This is a genomic window from Bradyrhizobium sp. SZCCHNR1053 (genome assembly GCF_032381235.1).
Lineage (GTDB): Bacteria > Pseudomonadota > Alphaproteobacteria > Rhizobiales > Xanthobacteraceae > Bradyrhizobium.
In genome coordinates this window covers 328,560-345,031 of the sequence record NZ_JAUHJM010000002.1, presented here as the reverse complement: position 1 = coordinate 345,031, position 16,472 = coordinate 328,560, and the positions used below count along the sequence as shown (strand labels likewise).

Here is a 16,472-nt window from a genome sequence, read left to right as displayed (position 1 = left end):
CAAACAGGATCGGCGGATCACGAGCTGAACCGAAAAGATTGAGGGAGGATTTTATGAGGAAGGCCTATCTGGCGGCGGCTGGCGTCATCGCGATGCTGGCATCAGCGCCGGCGCTGGCGCAGACCAGCGAGATCACCATCGGCATCACCACGACCACGACGGGGCCGGGCGCGGCGCTCGGCATCCCCGAGCGCAATGCGCTCGAGTTCGTGCCGAAGGAGATCGGCGGCGTGCCGCTCAAGGTGATCGTGCTCGACGACGGCGGCGATCCGACCACGGCGACGACGAATGCGCGGCGCTTCGTGACGGAGTCGAAAGCCGACATCATCATGGGCTCGGCGCTGACGCCGCCGACCATCGCGGTCTCCAACGTCGCCAATGAAGCCGGCATTCCGCATTTCGGCCTGGCGCCGTTCCCGGTCACGCCCGAGCGCACCAAATGGTCGGTGGTGATGCCGCAGCCGGTGCCGATCATGGGCAAGGTGTTGTACGAGCACATGAGGGCGCACAACATCAAGACCGTCGGCTACATCGGCTACTCCGACTCCTACGGCGATCTCTGGTTCAACGATCTGAAGAACCAGGCGGTGCCGATGGGCATCACGATTGCCGATGAGGAGCGGTTCGCGCGTCCCGATACTTCGGTCACCGGCCAGGTGCTGAAGCTGGTTGCCGCCAATCCGGACGCCATCCTGGTCGGCGCTTCCGGCACCGCGGCGGCGCTGCCGCAGACCGAGTTGCGCGAACGCGGCTATCAGGGCCTGATCTATCAGACCCACGGTGCCGCGAGCATGGACTTCATCCGCATCGCCGGCAAGGCGGCGGAGGGTGTGATCATGGCGTCCGGTCCGGTGATGTCGCCGGAGACGCAGGACGACAGCGCGCTCACCAAGAAGCCGGGCATGGAGCTCAACAAGGCCTATGAGGGCAAATATGGCCCGAACAGCCGCAGCCAGTTCGCCGGCCACTCGTTCGACGCGTTCGAGATCCTCAAGCGCGTGATTCCGGTGGCGCTGAAGACCGCCAAGCCCGGCACGCCGGAGTTCCGCGAGGCCATCCGCCAGGCGCTGCTGACCGAGAAGGACCTGGCGGCCTCGCAGGGCGTCTACAACTTCACCGAAAAGGATCGCTCCGGCCTCGACGACCGCGCCCGCATCATCCTGACCGTGAAGGACGGAAAATACGTCCCGGCGAAGTGAGCTTGCGGGGACCATAGCTTCGATCAGGAAAGGCCGGCTCGGTGAGCCGGCCTTTCGGCCATCAGGACCATGACTTTTAGAGTTTTTGCCGGAAAGCCCGCCATGATCCCTGCGCCCACTGGAGTCACCCGGCTCCACATCATCATCGGCGATCCGATCGCTCAGGTGCGCGCGCCGGCCGGCGTCAGCCAGGCCTTTGCCGATCGCGGCAGCGATGCGATCCTGGTCGCGGTGCAGATTGCGCCGGCCGATCTCGCCGACTTCCTGGCGACGATGACCCGCGTGAAGAATCTCGACGGCATCGTCGCGACCATTCCGCACAAATTCGCCTGCTATCGCGCCTGTGCAACCGCGACCGAGCGCGCGCGTTTCATCGGCGCCGTCAATCTGATGCGCCGCAGCCCGGACGGCGGCTGGCATGGCGACATGGTCGACGGTCTCGGCTTTGTCGGTGCTGCGAAAGCTGGGGGATTTGATCCCAATGGTGCGCGTGCCCTGCAAATCGGCGCGGGTGGTGCCGGCTCGGCGATTGCGCTCGCACTGATCGATTCCGGCGTGCGCGAGCTTGCCATTCACGACAGCGATGCCGGACGCCGCGATGTGCTGATCGCGCGCCTCAACGAGCGGGGCAAAGGCCGCGCCGTTGTCGGCTCGATGAACGCAACAGGCTTCGACATGGTTGCCAACGCCACGCCGGCAGGCATGCAGCCCGGCGATCCTCTGCCGGTCGATATGACGACCGTCAGCCCGTCGGCCTATTGCGGCTGTGTCATCACCCGGCCCGAGGTCTCGCCCTTCATCGCCGCTGCGCGCCAGCGCGGCTGCCTGACGGCGACCGGCACCGACATGTACCGGGCGCTGGAGCGCGTGATGGTCGATTTCCTGCTGTCGAAGGAGGCGCCCTCCTGAAGCAGCGCCTCACCCCATCGACATCAGGCTCAGCTCGCGGCCGTCTCGGCAAAGCCGAGATAGCTCGCCGCCACGCGCTCGTCGGTGGCGATCTCGCTGGCCTTGCCGTTGAGCACGAACTCGCCGAGCTCCATGACATAGGCGCGATCGGCGACGTTCAGCGCGGCCTTGGCGTTCTGCTCGACCAGCAGCACCGAGACGCCTTCCTGGCGCAGCTTGGCGACGATCTCGAAGATGCCGGCGACGATGATCGGCGCGAGGCCCAGGCTCGGCTCGTCCAGCATCAGCATCTTCGGCGCGCCCATCAAGGCACGGCCCATCGCCAGCATCTGCTGCTCGCCGCCGGAGAGCGTGCCGGCGAGCTGCTTGCGCCGCTCCTTCAGCTTCGGAAACAGCGTGTAGACGTGCTCGAAGCCGCGTGCGGCGTGCGCCTTCGACATTCTGAAAGCGCCGAGCTGCAGATTATCCTCGACGTTCATGGTGGCGAACAGCTCGCGATGCTCCGGCACCAGACAGAGACCGCGCGCGACGCGGTCCTCGATCTCCAGCCGGGCCATGTCCTCGCCGAGGAACGCGACGCGGCCCTTCAGCGGAAACACGCCCATGATGGCACTGAGCAGCGTGGTCTTGCCGGCGCCGTTGGCGCCGATGATGGTGACGATCTCGTTCTCGGCGACGGTGAGCGAGACCGAGCGGACCGCCTCGACCTTGCCGTAGGAGACGTGGGCGTCGGTGACTTCCAGCAGCGTGCTCATGCGGTGGCTCCGAGATACGCCTTGATGACCTCGGGATTGGTCTTGATCGCGGCTGGTGTGCCCTCGGCGATCTTGGTGCCGAAATCGAGCACCACGATGCGGTCGGCGAGGTCCATGACAAATCCCATGTCGTGTTCGACCAGCAGCACCGACATGCCGCCGGCGCGGAGGTCGCGCAGCAGCGCGCCGAGGCGCTGCTTCTCCATGTGGCGCAGGCCCGCGGCCGGTTCGTCGAGCAAGAGCAGCATCGGATCGACGCACAGCGCGCGGGCGATCTCGACGATGCGCTGCTGGCCCAGCGACAACGAGCCGGCGAGCTGGTGCATCTGGTCGCCGAGCCCGACGCGCTCGATCTGGCGCGCGGCCTCGGCGAGCAGCTTGGCTTCGTCGCCGCGGTCGAGCCGGAACATGCCGGAGAGCGCGCCGGAGTGGCCGCGCAGATGCGCGCCGATCGCGACGTTCTCCAGCACCGTCATGTCCGGCACCAGCTTGACGTGCTGGAAGGTGCGGGAAATGCCGAGCTTGACGACGTCCTGCGGCGGGGCGTTGCCGACGGCCTTGCCGAGCACCGCGATGTTGCCGGAGGTCGGCGGCAGCACGCCGGTGATCAGGTTGAAGGTCGTGCTCTTGCCGGCGCCGTTGGGACCGATCAGCGCCACGATTTCGCGGGCCTGGACGTCGAACGAGACGTTGTTGACCGCGACCACGCCGCCGAACTGTTTTCGCGCGTTGTCGACCTGGAGCAGTACGTTTGGAGTTGTCGCGGATCGCTCCCGCGCCGGCAGCTTGACCGACGTGTCCGGCTGCTTGGCAACAGGCTTGAACGGCAGCCGCGCCGTCAGCCACGGCCACAGGCCGGTCGGCGCAAGCTGGAGAAGCGTGACGAGGAGGATGCCGAACACGATGGTCTCGAGCTGGCCCTCGCCATGCAGCAGCAGCGGGAGGTAGCTCTGCAGCACCTCCTTCAGGATCACGACGATCGCCGCGCCGAGCACGCCGCCCCAGACATAGCCGGCGCCGCCGACGACGGCCACGAACAGATATTCGATGCCGGCCTGGGCGCCGAACGGCGTCGGGTTCACCGCGCGGGTGAAGTGCGCATAGAGCCAGCCGGAGAGGCCGGCCAGGACGGCCGCGTAGATGAACACCAGGAGCTTGGCGCGGGGCGCGTAGACACCGAACGCTTCCGCTGCGATGTGGCCCCGACGCAGCGCGCGGATGGCACGGCCGGTGCGGGAGTCCAGCAGGTTCATCGTCAGCAGCGCGGAGATCAGCACGGCAGCCCAGATCGCGAAATAGATCGTGCCGGGATCGAGCATCTTGAGGCTGCCGATCGACAGTGGCGGGATGCCGGAAATGCCGTCATTGCGGCCCAGGAACGCGAGCTTGCTGAACAGATAGAACAGGCCGAGGCCCCAGGCGAGCGTGCCGAGCGGCAGATAGTGGCCGGACAGCCTGACGGTGACGAGGCCGAGCAGAACGGCGGCGAGGCCGGACACCAGCAGCGACAGCGGCAGGGTCAGCCACGGCGATACGCCGTAATTGGCGGACAGCACCGCAGTCGTGTAGGCGCCGAAGCCGACAAAGGCGGCCTGGCCGAACGAGGTCAGACCGCCGACGCCGGTCAGCAGCACCAGCCCCATCGCGACCAGCGCGGAGAGGCCGATATTGTCGAGCAGCACGATCCAGAACGGCGGCATGCCCGGGATGAACGGGATCGCCGCCACAATGACGGCAAAGACGATGAGAGGCCAACGCTCGCGCACGGCTCAATCCTTCTCTTCTTCGACCGCGGGCGCGGCGAGCGAACGCAGCAGCAGGACCGGGATCAGCAGCGTGAAGACGATCACCTCCTTGAAGTTGGAGGCGTAGAACGAGGAGAACGCCTCGACGATGCCGACGACGAGCGCGGCGACCGCGGTCAAGGGATAGCTGATCAGGCCGCCGATGATCGCGGCGATGAAGCCCTTGAGGCCGATCAGGAAGCCGGTGTCGTAATAGAGCGTCGTGATCGGGACGATCAGGATGCCCGAGAGCGCGCCGATGGTGGAGGCCAGCAGGAACGCGATCTGGCCCGAGAGCGTGGTGCGGATGCCGACGAGGCGGGCGCCGAGCCGGTTGACGGCCGTGGCGCGCAGCGCCTTGCCGTAAAGGGTCAGGCCGAAGAACAGCCAGAGGCCGACGATGAAGGCGACGGTGATGCCATAGACCGCCATGCCCTGGCCGGTGAAGCGCAGCGAGCCGAGCGTGGCGCTGGCCGTGAGCAGCGTCGGGCCGCGCTGGCCCTCGGCGCCGAAGAACAGCAGGCCAAGGCCCTGCAGCGCCAGATGCACGCCGACCGAGGCGATCAGCAGCACCAGCACCGAGGTGTGGGCGAGCGGCTGGAACACGATCCGATACAACGACAGGCCGATGCTGGCGACGATCAGCAGCGACAGTACGAGGCTGACGCCGGCCGGCATGTGCTGATCGGCGGCCCACATCGTCGCGAGCATGACGACCACCGGGAAGACGACGTTGAGGCCGAAGGTGCGAAGGATCTTCGGCATGTGCAGCGTCTTGCGCATCGCATAGAGGTCGAAGGCAAAGGCCACCAGGCCGATCACGACGGCAAGCTTCGCGGTCCCCGGCGTGCGGCCGGCCGCGAGCGAGGCATAGGTGAGGGCGCCGTAGGTGACGAATTCGCCCTGCGGGATCAGGATCACCCGGGTGACGGCAAACACCAGCACGAGCGCCAGCCCGAGCAGCGCGTAGATCGCGCCATTGGTAATGCCGTCCTGCAACAGGAACAGCAAGATCGTTGTGTTCAAGACAGGACGCTCCCCCTCTGTGGTGACCGGGCGCGGCCGGCGCCCTGCGCCATCCACCGGTCTTGGGCAGTTGAATTCGGCTGCCCGTGTTTGATATAGTGGATAACAATTATCGACTATAATCTCAAGGCCGCTGTTCCGGCTGCGGCATTCGGGACCAGGGATGGAAGCCACTGTGATGAATTCGGCGGATCGTGATGGCCGATAGCGCCAAGCCCGTCGGCAAGAGGGAAGGCCGGAAGGAAGCTGCCGTAGCCGTCGAGGAGACGCAAGCGGTCCAGCTCGGCGAGCTGTCGGATCTGCTTGGCTATGTGCTGAAACGGGCGCAGTTGAAGGTGTTCGAGGACTTCCTGCGCTGCGTCGCGCCGCTGCAATTGACGCCGGCCCAGTTTTCGGTGCTGCTGCTGCTCGACGCCAATCCGGGCCGGAACCAGACCGAGATCGCCAACACCCTGGGCATCCTGCGGCCCAACTTCGTGTCCTTGCTGGACAGCCTCGAGAGCCGCGACCTGTGTGCGCGGGTGCGTTCGGCGAACGACCGGCGCTCGCACATCCTGATGCTGACCGAGAAGGGTCGCGCCGTGCTGGCCCGCGCCAAGAAGCTGGTGGTGTCGAAGCACGAGGCGCGGCTCAACGAGCTGCTCGGCCCGGATGGGCGCGAGGCGCTGCTGGCGATGCTGACCAAGATCGCGGAGGAGTTCTGAAGGACGCAGTCGCGCCTCAATCGACCAGGATGACCCTGACGTCGTTGACGTTCGTGAGCGTCGGTCCCGTCTGCAGCAGGCCCCCGGTCGCGGCGAAGAACGCGGTGGCGTCGTTGTTGGCGAGATAGGCCTGCGGATCCAGCCCCTGCGCCCGCATCGCGGCGATGACCTCGGCATCAACAAGCGCACCGGCCGGATCGGAGGCGCTGCCGCCGCCGCCATCGGCGCCGTCGGTGTCGCCGGCGAGCGCCGCGACGCCCTCCATGTCCTTGAGCAGGTCGGCGAGCGCGAGCGCATATTCCTGGTTCGGGCCGCCGCGGCCCTGGCCGCGCACCGTCACGGTGAGCTCGCCACCGGAGATGATCGCCATGCGGCGGCCGAGCGCGCGGGCCTCCCGCGCCAGCTTGGCGTGATCGGCCGCGACCTCGCGCGCCTCACCCTCGAGGTCGGCGCCGAGATCGAGCACGTCGTAGCCGGCGGCCTTGACACTGGCCACGGCGGCTTTGAGCGAGCTGTCGGGGCGCGCGATCAGCTCGAACGAGGCGCGGGCAAAGGCGGCATCGCCGGGCTTGCAGCTCTCGTTGGCAGGATCATCGAGCGCCCGGGCGATGGCCGGGTCGACCTCGAGCTTGTACTTCGCAACGATCGCGCGGGCATCGGCCAGCGTGGTCGGATCCGGCACCGTCGGCCCCGATGCGATGGCCGAGGGATCGTCATGCGGCACGTCGGAGATCGCCAGCGTCACGATCTCGGCCTTCTGCCCGGCCCGCGCCAGGCGTCCGCCCTTGATGCGCGACAGATGCTTTCGCACCGTGTTCATCTCGCCGATCGGCGCACCCGAGCGCAGCAGCGCACGGGTCAGCTGCTGCTTTTGCGCGAAGCTCACGCCATGGGCCGGAGCAATCCAGTTGGCGGAGCCACCGCCGGAGATCAGCACCAGCATCAGGTCGTCGGCTTCGGCCGTCGCCGCCAGCCGCAATGTGTCGTCTGCGGCTTTCAGCCCGGCCTCGTCCGGCATTGGGTGGCCGGCTTCGATCACCCGGACGCGGCGGGTCGGTACGCCGTGTCCGTGCCGCGTGGTTGCAATGCCGGTCAGCTTCGCCGGATCGAACCCGAGCGTGTCCAGGTAATGCCGTTCGGCGGCCACCGCCATGGCCGCGGCGCCCTTGCCTGCGGCGAGGCAGATGATCCGCCCCCGGGGTGCCGCCGGCAGATGCGCCGGAAGCACCATTTCGGGATGGGCCGCGGCGACCGCGGCATCGAAAACGGCGCGCAACAGCGGACGGCGGCTGGTCATGCGGCGCCGCCCGTCTGACGTGCAGAGCCTATTTGAGCTCGCCGCTCATCACCTCGCCGAACAGCTGCCACCGCTCGCCCTTGAACTGCATCAGCTGCAGCTGCTCGATCGGCTGGAAATCGTCGGGACCCGTGGTCAGCGTGATGCCGGGCAGCAGCCCGCCTTGCGCAAACTGCTTCAGGCTTGCCGCCTGCTTCATGACATTTGCGCGAGTCAATTCGTCGCCGCATCGCTTCAGCACCTCGACCATCGTGGTGGCGATGTTGTAGCCGGTCAGCGCCGACGAATCCACGGGGTTGATCTCCGGCAGATATTTGGCGAGCAGCTCCCTGAACGCGCCGAGGCCCGGGTCGTTGGCCCATTGCGGATCGGACGCGTCCTTGGCATAGGCCGCCGAGATCACCCCTTGCGAGTTCTCGACGCCGGCCGGCCGCATCACGGCCGCGGTGGAGGCACTGACGTTCGAAATGATGGTCAGCGGCTTCCAGTTCATCTCGCCGAGCTTCTTGATCGCCTGCGCTCCGGACTTCGGCGTGGTGAACAGCACGACGATGTCGGGGTTGGCCGACTTCATCTTGACGATGTGCGATTCAACCGTGGGTTCGGCGATCTCGTAGCTCTCTTCCAGCACCAGGCGCGACGCATCACCGAGCCCGTCCTTGAGGCCCTTCAGGTAGTCCTTGCCCATGTCGTCGTTCTGGTAGAGCACGGCGATCTTGCCGGCGGACTGCTGCGCGGTGAGATACTTCGCGTAGATGCGCGCCTCGGACTGGTAGCTCGGCAGCCAGCCCATGGTCCATGGAAATGTCTTGGGCTCATTCCACTTGGTGGCGCCGGTCGCGACGAACAGCTGCGGCACCTTCTTGGAGTTGAGATATTTCTGGATCGCCGTATTGGGCGCGGTTCCGAGCACGCCGAACAGGAACAGCACCTCGTCGCTCTCGACCAGCTTGCGCGCCTGCTCGACCGTCTTCGGCGGCGAATAGGCGTCGTCATAGGAGATGAAGTTGATCTTGCGGCCGTTGATGCCGCCGTCGTCATTGACCTTCTTGAACACGGCCGTCATCGCCTTGCCGACCGAGCCATAGGCCGACGCCGGGCCGCTATAGGGCACGATATTGCCGATCTTGATCTCGGTGTCGCTGGCGCCGGTGTCGTATTTCTTGTCGGCATGGGCGCTGCCGGCAACTGCGCCGGCCAGGGCGAGACCGAGCATGCTGGAGACGGTGCGGCGGGTGAGGGCAGTGGTCACGTGGGGACTCCTTCTCGGCCTTGGAGCTTGGCCTTGTTGTTGGATCCGCCCGCAAGGCGGGCGACTCGTTTCACTCCGGACGAGTCCCCATAGCGCAGCCGCGCGCTCGGCGTAACCGCCGCCGCTGCATGACCGCCTCTCTTTCAACTCCTAGCTTAAGAAATTCTTGGCAAAGACAGCAAAGATGCTTGGAGAGAGCGCCGCCTGCGGCGGGAGGCCGCAGGAGACGGTTTCAACTGCGTTCCGTCGTTAGCCGCCGACGTCGGCGGAGATCACGTCGCCGAACAGCTCCCACTTCTCGCCCTTGAAGCGCATCAGCTGCAACTGGCTGACGGGTGCGAAGTCGGTCGCCGAGGTGTTGATCGTGATGCCAGGCAGCAGCATCTCGGTGCGGAAGTTGCGCAGGGATGCGGCCTGCTTCATGACGTTCTCGCGGGTGAGGTTGTCGCCGCACTGCTTCAGCACTTGGACCAGCGTCTGCGCGACGCTGTAGCCGACGACCGTTCCGCCGTCGAGCTTGTCGCCATCGGGAAAATCCTTGGACATGAAGTCGAGGAATTGCTTCATCCCGGCATCGTCCTTCCATTGCGGATCGGAGACGTCCTTCAGATAGGCCGCCGAGATGATGTCCTGCGAATTCTCATAGCCAGCCGGCTTCAGGACGCTGCCGACGGAGGCGGAGACGTTGTTGAGGATATGCAGCGTCTTCCAGTCGATCTCCTTGACCTTCTTGATTGCCTGCGCCGCAAATTTCGGCGTGGTGATGTTCACGAATACGTCGGCGCCCGTGGACTTGAGTTTGACAATGTGATTGTCGATCGAGGGTTCGGCGGTCTCGTAGCTCTCCTCCATGACGATCATTGAGGCGGCCTTGGCGCCAAGCCCGTCCTTCAGCCCTTTCAGATAGTCCTTGCCGTAATCATCGTTCTGATACAGCACAGCGATCTTGGCGTCCGGCTTTTCCTTCAGCAGATATTTTGCGTAGATTCGGGATTCGCTCTGGTAGTTGGGCTGCCAGCCCATGGTCCAGGGGAAATCCTTCGGGTCGTTCCACTTGGTGGCGCCGGTGGCGACGAACAGCTGCGGGACCTTCTTCGAGTTCATGTATTTGTGGATTGCCGAGTTCGGCGGCGTGCCCAGCGAATTGAAGATGAACAGCACCTCATCGCTCTCGACCAGCTTGCGTGCCTGTTCGACCGTCTTCGGCGGCGAATAGGCGTCGTCATAGGAGATGAAGTTGATCTTGCGACCGTTGATGCCTCCCTCGGCGTTGATCTTCTTGAAGTAGGCCGCTTCCGTCTTGCCGATGATGCCGTAGGCCGAGGCCGGCCCGCTATAGGGCATGATGTTGCCGATCTTGATCTCGGTGTCGGAGGCGCCGGTGTCGTACTTCTTGTCGGCGGCGATTGCGGAGCTCGAGGCGAGGACGATGGCGGCGGCCGAGGCGAGGGCGGCCCTTCGCGGGATCATCATGGTGCGTTTCTCCCGTGTTGGTTTGGTTGACGTGTCGCGGCCGCCTTGATGGAGGCTCTTGTTACGCCCGGAACTATAGCAGAGCTGCACCGGGGTGGTTGCGACATCACGGCACGGTCCGTGTTTTCGCGGTGCCTGGGCGGTCCATGTCATGTGCAACTGCGAGAGATCGGCGCAATCTCCGAGAGTGAGTGCTCTGCAAGAACAGCCTGAGATAAATGGCTCGATGCCGATCCAGATATGAAAAAGCCCTCCGCGCCGATAGCGCGGAGGGCCAGTGGAGATCGGCACCGCTTTCTGCGGCGATGCGCGATTACTCGATGGCGCCGCTGATCGCCTCGCCGAACAGCTCCCACTTCTCGCCTTTGAACCGCATCATCTGCAATTGCTCGATCGGCGCGAAGTCGGTGGCCGAGGTGTTGATCTTGACGCCCGGCAGCAGCGTGTCGGGCGCGAAGTCCTTCAGGCTCGCGGCCTGCTTCATCACATTGGCGCGGGTGAGGTCGTCACCGCACATCTGCAGCACCTTCACCAGCGTCTGCGCGGCGCCGTAGCCATAGACCGTCGAGCTGTCGAGCTTGTTGGCGTCGGGATAATGCTGCGCGAGGAAGTCGAAGAACTTCTTCATGCCGGGATCATCGTTCCACTGCGGATCCGCAGCATCCTTGGCATAGGCGGCCGAAAGAATCCCTTGCGAGTTCTCGAAGCCGGCCGGCTTGATCACGCTGCCGACGGAGGCCGACACGTTGACGACGAGATGGGTCGGATGCCAGTCGATCTCGGCGAGCTTCTTGATCGCCTGTGCAGCGAATTTGGGCGTCGTGACGCTAAAGAACACGTCGGCGCCCGAGGCCTTGAGCTTGACGATGTGGCCGTCGATCGAGGGCTCTGAGGTCTCGTAGCTCTCTTCCATGACGATCATGGACGCGGCCTTGTCGCCCAGGCCGTCCTTGAGGCCCTTGAGATAGTCCTTGCCGAAATCGTCGTTCTGGAACAGCACCCCGATCTTGGCGCCGGGCTTGTCCTTGAGCAGGTACTTCGCGTAGATGCGGCCCTCGCTCTGGTAGCTCGGCTGCCAGCCCATGGTCCACGGGAAGTTCTTCGGGTCGTTCCACTTGGTGGCGCCGGTGGCGACGAACAGCTGCGGGATCTTCTTGCCGTTGAGATATTTTTGGATCGCCGAGTTCGACGGCGTGCCGAGCGGATTGAAGACGAACAACACCTCGTCGCTCTCGACCAGCTTGCGCACCTGCTCGACCGCCTTGGGCGGCGAATAGGCGTCGTCATAGCTGACGAAGTTGATCTTGCGGCCGTTGATGCCGCCCTCGGCGTTGATCTTCTTGAAATACGCCTCCTCGGTCTTTCCGATCACGCCGTAGGCGGACGCGGGGCCGCTATAGGGCATGATGTTGCCGATCTTGATCTCGGTGTCGGAGGCGCCGGTGTCGTATTTCTTCTGGGCGAGTGCTCCGCCCGAGGTGAGGGCGATGACCGCCGTCGCGAGCGCGGCGATTCGTAGTTGCTGAACGAGCTGCAAGAGTTCCTCCTTAGTTCTTTCTGAGTTTGCCGAGCAGCTGCTGCGCCACCATCGCCACTTGCCGCGAGCCGTGCGGCACGAGGAAGATGACGAGGAACAGCAGCACGCCGAACACCGCGCCGGACAGGCCCTTCGAAATGCTTTCGGCGATATTGGGGACGAAGATGATGAAGGCGGCGCCGACGAACGAGCCGGGCAGCCAGCCAACGCCGCCGACGACCATGCCGAGGAATAGCGAAATCGCGAGCGTAATGGTGTAGCTGTCGGGCGCCACGAACTGCACCGCGATGGCGCCGAGACCGCCGGCGACGCCGGTGATGCCGGCGCTGACGCCGAACGCCAGCGTCTTGTAAGTCGCGACGTCGATACCCATGGCGGAGGCTGCGATCTCGTTGTCGCGGATCGCCATGAAGGCGCGGCCGGAGCGCGAGCGCAGCAGGTTGACCGAGAACACGTAGATCGCGATCGTGATCGCCAGGGTGAAGTAGTACAGCCACATGTCCTGGGACATAGGCAAGCCGAACGGCGCATCCGGCTTGGTCACCACCAGGCCCTGCACGCCGCCGGTCCATTGCTCGAAGAAGCCGAGCTTGAGGATCTGCGGCATCGCCGTGGCGAGCGCGAATGTGGCGAGCGCGAGATAGACACCTGACAGTCGCAACGCCGGCTGGCCGAACAGAAAGCCGAAGCCGAAGCAGATGACGCCGGCGACCGGCAGGGTCAGCGCGTAGTTGACGTTGTACTGCTCCATCAGGATCGCCGAAGTATAGGCGCCGACGGCATAGAACGCGCTGTTGCCGAGCGAGAACTGGCCGGAGCCGCCGGTCAGGATGTTCAGCGCCAGCACGGCCAGTCCGTAGATCAGCAGCATCGTCATCTGGAAGATGATGAAGTTCTTGACGAACAGCGGCACCACCAGGAGCAGCAGCACGATCACGAAGGTCGTACCGGAGCTCAAGGTCATGGCCCGCTTCGGAACGGCCTCGACCGCGGGCGCCTGGGATGTGATGTCCTCGATTGCGCTCATGATCAGACTCGCTTCACGATGCTGCGGCCGAACAGGCCGGCGGGCTTGATGACCAGGACGGAGATGATGAGGGCCAGCGCGATCGGCAGCTTCATCTCGTTGCCGACATGCGGGATGTAGGTTCCGGCGAGATTCTCGAAGATGCCGACCAGGAAGCCGCCGAGCACCGCGCCGAACGGGCTGGTGAGGCCGCCGAGCACGGCCGCGGCGAACCCGTAGATCAGGACGCCGCCCATCATGTTGGGCTCGAGGAAGACCACCGGCGCGATCAGCATGCCGGCGATCGAGCCGATCGCCGCCGCCATGCCCCAGCCGAGCGCGATCATCCAGGACGTGTTGATGCCGACCAGTCGCGCCGACTCGGGCACCGCCGCCGCCGCGCGCATCGCAAGCCCGACCCTGGTGTACTGGAAGAAGAAGTACAGGCCGATCAGCAGCAGCAAGGTGATGCCGATCATGCCGGCCTGATGCGTCGAGATCAGCTGGCTGCCCAGGAACGGCGACGATCCGAACGGTGTCGGATACTGCTTGATGGTGAAGTCCCAGGTCAGTCCGGCAAAGGAGTTGATGATCGAGTACAGCGCGATGAAGCCCGCGACCTGGGTCAGGATCGGCGCCTTGGTGAGCGGCTTGAACAGCACGCGCTCGATCGCGATGCCGCCGGCAAAGGAGAAGGCCAGCGTCACCACGAAGGCAACCCAGTAGGGCAGGCCCCATTGCATTAGCTGCCAGGAGATGAAGGTCGAAAACATCGCCATCTCGCCTTGCGCGAAGTTGAGGTGGTCGATCGCCTGGTAGATCATCACGACCGCGAGCGCCATGCAGGCGTAGATCGCACCCGTCGCAATGCCGGCCAGGACCTGGTTGGTGAACAGCTCCATTGTCCCGCCTCCGTTAGTAGCCCAGATAGGATTTGCGGACGTTCTCGTCGTTCGCGATGTCCGAGGCGACACCCGACATGACGATGCGGCCGGTCTCGATCACATAGGCCTGGTCGGCGAGCTCCAGCGCGAGCTGCGCGTTCTGCTCGACGACGAGGATCGATACCTTTTCCTCGCGGTTGATCTTGCCGAGGATGCCGAAGAGGTCGCGGACCACCAGCGGCGCGAGGCCGAACGACGGCTCGTCGAGCAGCATCAACCTGGGACGCAGCATCAACGCCCGCGCCACCGCCAGCATCTGCTGCTCGCCGCCGGACAGGGTGCCGGCCTGCTGGGTGTGGCGCTCCTTCAGCTTCGGGAAGTAGGAATACATCCGCTCGATGTCGGCAACGATGCCGGCCTTGTCGCTGCGGGTGATGGCGCCGAGCTGCAGGTTTTCTTCCACCGTCATGTTGGTGAAGGTGCCGCGGCCCTGCGGCACATGGGCAATGCCGAAGCGCACGATGCTCTCGGTCGACTTGTTGTTGAGCGGCTTGCCCTCGAACTCGATCGCGCCGGTCGAGCGCACCATGTTGCAGATCGCGCGCAGGGTGGTGGTCTTGCCTGCGCCATTGGCGCCGAGCAGGGTCGTCAGCGAGCCTTCGTTGAGGGAGAAGGAGAGGCCGTGCAGGGCCTGGACCTGGCCGTAATAGGCGCGCAGGTCCTTGACGTTGAGCAGCGGCGTCATTGATCCTTGCTCCCGAGATAGGCCTTGATGACGTCGGGATCGGCCTGCACCTGGGCGGGCGTGCCCTCGGCGAGCTTGCGGCCGAAATTCAGCGCCACGACGTGGTCGGCGATCGACATCACCAGTCCCATGTGATGCTCGACCAGCAGCACGGTCACCTTGCGGTCGTCGCGGATGCGCCGGATCAGATCGCCCAGCACATGGACCTCCTCGTGATTGAGGCCGCCGGCGGGCTCGTCGAGCAGCAGGATCTTCGGGTCGGCGGCGAGCGCGCGCGCCAGCTCGACGCGCTTCTGGGTGCCGAACGGCAGCCCGGACACGGTCTTGTGCGCGACCTCCTCGAGGTCGAGATAGGCGAGAATCTCGTGAACCTTGGTGTTGACGGAATTTTCGCTGCGCCGGACCCAGGCCAGACGCAGCGAATCCGAGATGATGTCGCTGGAGGTGCGCGCGTGGGTGCCGACGCGGACGTTGTCGAGCACGGAGAGATTGGGAAACAGCGCGACGTTCTGGAAGGTGCGGCCGATGCCGATCTCGGCGATGCGGTGCGGCGGCCGCTTCAGGATGCTGCGGCCTTCCATCAGGATGTCGCCGGAGCTCGGCTGATAGAGGCGGCTGAGGCAGTTGAACAGGGTGGTCTTGCCGGCGCCGTTCGGGCCGATGAGGCCGAGGATCTGGCCCTGGCGCATGTCGAACGAGACGCCGTTCAGCGCCACGATGCCGCCGAACACGACGCTGACGTCGCGGACGGCGAGCAGCGGATCGTTGGTCTGGGCGAGTTGTGCCTGCGTCATCTCGTCTCGCCCCTCCCGAAATCGTTCAGGTCAGGACGCGGCGCCAGCCGACCGCGATGATGCAGGCTATCTGATACCCTCGGCAACACGGGCAACTTTTCCTCCTGGCTTCGGCTTTTTATTGAGTTCTTTGTTTGATGGGCTGCTTGCTTGATTAGTTGACAGCGCGAGGCCGCCGAGCGCCGCTTCGATGTTCCTTACCATCGCGACGAGACGAGGTCCAATGTCGGTCAGCAAACGCTCTTCCGTGAAGCGGAATGCCGGTGCTCCGCAATTTACGGCGTAGGGACCGGTTCCGTCGTTCAGCCGCAACGCGACGCCGACCGCATGAACGTCGTCCTGCCATTCGCCGGCGGAGATGGTGAAGCCATATTTCGCGACGGTCTCGCCGGCGCGTTCGATGCCGTCGCGGATCTTCGGCCAACGGCTGCCATAATGCTCGCGCATCTCCCGCATCAACGCGGCGCGGTCCTCGTCCGGCAGCGCCCAGATGTAGGCGCGGCCCATTGCTGTAGTTGCAATCGGAATGCGCGATCCGACGTCGAGTTGAACGTTGACGACGCCGTGACGGCTCTGGCCGAAATAGATCATGCTGAGCCGGTCGCGGCCGCCGATCGCGACCGCGCCGCCGGTCTCGCGCATCAGCTGCTCGCGGAATGGCTCGGAAAGATGGCGGATGCCGAGGTTGGCGAGCGCGGCATAGCCCAGCGCCAGCGCCGATGGCGCCAACTGGTATTTCTCGAAGCGCGGCACCGGGGTGAGATAGCCGAGCTTGGTGAGCGTGTAAGTCAGGCGCGAGACCGTGGCCTTCGGCAGGTTGGTGCGCGCGGCGATTTCCTGATTGCCCAGCAGGCCGTCATTCGGCCGGAATGCCCGCAGCACGTCCAGGCCGCGCGCCAGCGCGACGACGAAGCTCCGATCGGTCGCTGGTTTCTTCCCTGGGCGTTTCATGTCATCGGCTGTTGATTGATGAGCCTCGTTGACAACGCTCGTGCTTCAAAATAACCCTGGATGTCAAGATGTGGAATTAGATTTCGCACTGCGGAATTGACGTTCAGCAGCGGGTAGACGCAAGCAAGGCTGATACTCTGCGCAAATGAAAAGCCA

The 16,472-nt window shown here is 64.9% G+C and carries 15 protein-coding genes; 3 read left to right on the top strand and 12 right to left on the bottom strand.

The features are described 5' to 3' along the window. The first annotated feature begins 53 nt into the window (after window positions 1-53). A complete protein-coding gene (locus QX051_RS06515) occupies window positions 54-1,199 on the top strand; it encodes an ABC transporter substrate-binding protein (RefSeq protein ID WP_315775516.1) in 1,146 nt (381 codons plus the stop codon). A gap of 102 nt (window positions 1,200-1,301) precedes the next feature. Continuing rightward, window positions 1,302-2,108 carry a shikimate dehydrogenase gene (locus QX051_RS06510; RefSeq protein WP_315775515.1) on the top strand — a complete coding sequence of 269 codons (807 nt, stop codon included), beginning with the start codon at window positions 1,302-1,304 and terminating at the stop codon, window positions 2,106-2,108. A gap of 29 nt (window positions 2,109-2,137) precedes the next feature. On the opposite strand, the gene QX051_RS06505 is transcribed toward QX051_RS06510, so the two are convergent. From QX051_RS06505 to QX051_RS06495, 3 genes are read right to left on the bottom strand one after another with little or no spacing between them, the layout of a single operon-like run. After that, window positions 2,138-2,863, bottom strand: a complete 726-nt coding sequence (locus QX051_RS06505; protein WP_315734720.1) for an ABC transporter ATP-binding protein — start codon at window positions 2,861-2,863, stop codon at window positions 2,138-2,140. Beyond that, the gene (locus QX051_RS06500) at window positions 2,860-4,629 is read right to left on the bottom strand and encodes a branched-chain amino acid ABC transporter ATP-binding protein/permease (RefSeq protein ID WP_315775514.1); all 1,770 of its coding nucleotides are present in this window, start codon (window positions 4,627-4,629) and stop codon (window positions 2,860-2,862) included. The genes QX051_RS06505 and QX051_RS06500 overlap by 4 nt, the downstream gene beginning before the upstream one ends. A gap of 3 nt (window positions 4,630-4,632) precedes the next feature. Further along, complete coding sequence (locus QX051_RS06495) at window positions 4,633-5,673, bottom strand: branched-chain amino acid ABC transporter permease (protein ID WP_315775512.1); 1,041 nt, start codon at window positions 5,671-5,673, stop codon at window positions 4,633-4,635. Window positions 5,674-5,870: 197 nt separating this feature from the next. Here QX051_RS06495 and QX051_RS06490 point away from each other — a divergent pair, with 197 nt between their 5' ends. Then, window positions 5,871-6,377, top strand: coding sequence for a MarR family winged helix-turn-helix transcriptional regulator (locus QX051_RS06490; RefSeq protein ID WP_315734713.1), 507 nt, complete (start codon window positions 5,871-5,873; stop codon window positions 6,375-6,377). Between the two features lie 16 nt (window positions 6,378-6,393). On the opposite strand, the gene QX051_RS06485 is transcribed toward QX051_RS06490, so the two are convergent. The 9 genes from QX051_RS06485 to QX051_RS06445 form a co-directional block, all read right to left on the bottom strand. Then, on the bottom strand, window positions 6,394-7,674 hold the full coding sequence (locus QX051_RS06485) for a glycerate kinase (RefSeq protein ID WP_315775510.1): 1,281 nt from the start codon (window positions 7,672-7,674) through the stop codon (window positions 6,394-6,396). 28 nt (window positions 7,675-7,702) lie between these two features. Beyond that, a complete protein-coding gene (locus QX051_RS06480) occupies window positions 7,703-8,926 on the bottom strand; it encodes an ABC transporter substrate-binding protein (protein WP_315775509.1) in 1,224 nt (407 codons plus the stop codon). 249 nt (window positions 8,927-9,175) lie between these two features. After that, window positions 9,176-10,399: an ABC transporter substrate-binding protein gene (locus QX051_RS06475; RefSeq protein ID WP_315775508.1), complete on the bottom strand. Its 1,224-nt coding sequence runs from the start codon at window positions 10,397-10,399 to the stop codon at window positions 9,176-9,178. A 313-nt stretch (window positions 10,400-10,712) separates the two neighbouring features. Next, window positions 10,713-11,936: an ABC transporter substrate-binding protein gene (locus QX051_RS06470; RefSeq protein WP_315775507.1), complete on the bottom strand. Its 1,224-nt coding sequence runs from the start codon at window positions 11,934-11,936 to the stop codon at window positions 10,713-10,715. A 10-nt stretch (window positions 11,937-11,946) separates the two neighbouring features. After that, window positions 11,947-12,963, bottom strand: coding sequence for a branched-chain amino acid ABC transporter permease (locus QX051_RS06465; protein WP_315753507.1), 1,017 nt, complete (start codon window positions 12,961-12,963; stop codon window positions 11,947-11,949). Between the two features lie 2 nt (window positions 12,964-12,965). Further along, window positions 12,966-13,844 carry a branched-chain amino acid ABC transporter permease gene (locus tag QX051_RS06460; protein ID WP_315753504.1) on the bottom strand — a complete coding sequence of 293 codons (879 nt, stop codon included), beginning with the start codon at window positions 13,842-13,844 and terminating at the stop codon, window positions 12,966-12,968. Window positions 13,845-13,857: 13 nt separating this feature from the next. After that, entirely contained in the window at window positions 13,858-14,571 is a 714-nt protein-coding gene (locus QX051_RS06455; protein WP_315753502.1) for an ABC transporter ATP-binding protein, read from the bottom strand. Next, window positions 14,568-15,365 carry an ABC transporter ATP-binding protein gene (locus tag QX051_RS06450; RefSeq protein WP_315734696.1) on the bottom strand — a complete coding sequence of 266 codons (798 nt, stop codon included), beginning with the start codon at window positions 15,363-15,365 and terminating at the stop codon, window positions 14,568-14,570. Before QX051_RS06450 ends, QX051_RS06455 begins: the two co-directional genes overlap by 4 nt. Before the next feature lie 66 nt (window positions 15,366-15,431). Then, window positions 15,432-16,316, bottom strand: coding sequence for an IclR family transcriptional regulator (locus QX051_RS06445; RefSeq protein ID WP_315775506.1), 885 nt, complete (start codon window positions 16,314-16,316; stop codon window positions 15,432-15,434). Window positions 16,317-16,472: the final 156 nt, after the last annotated feature.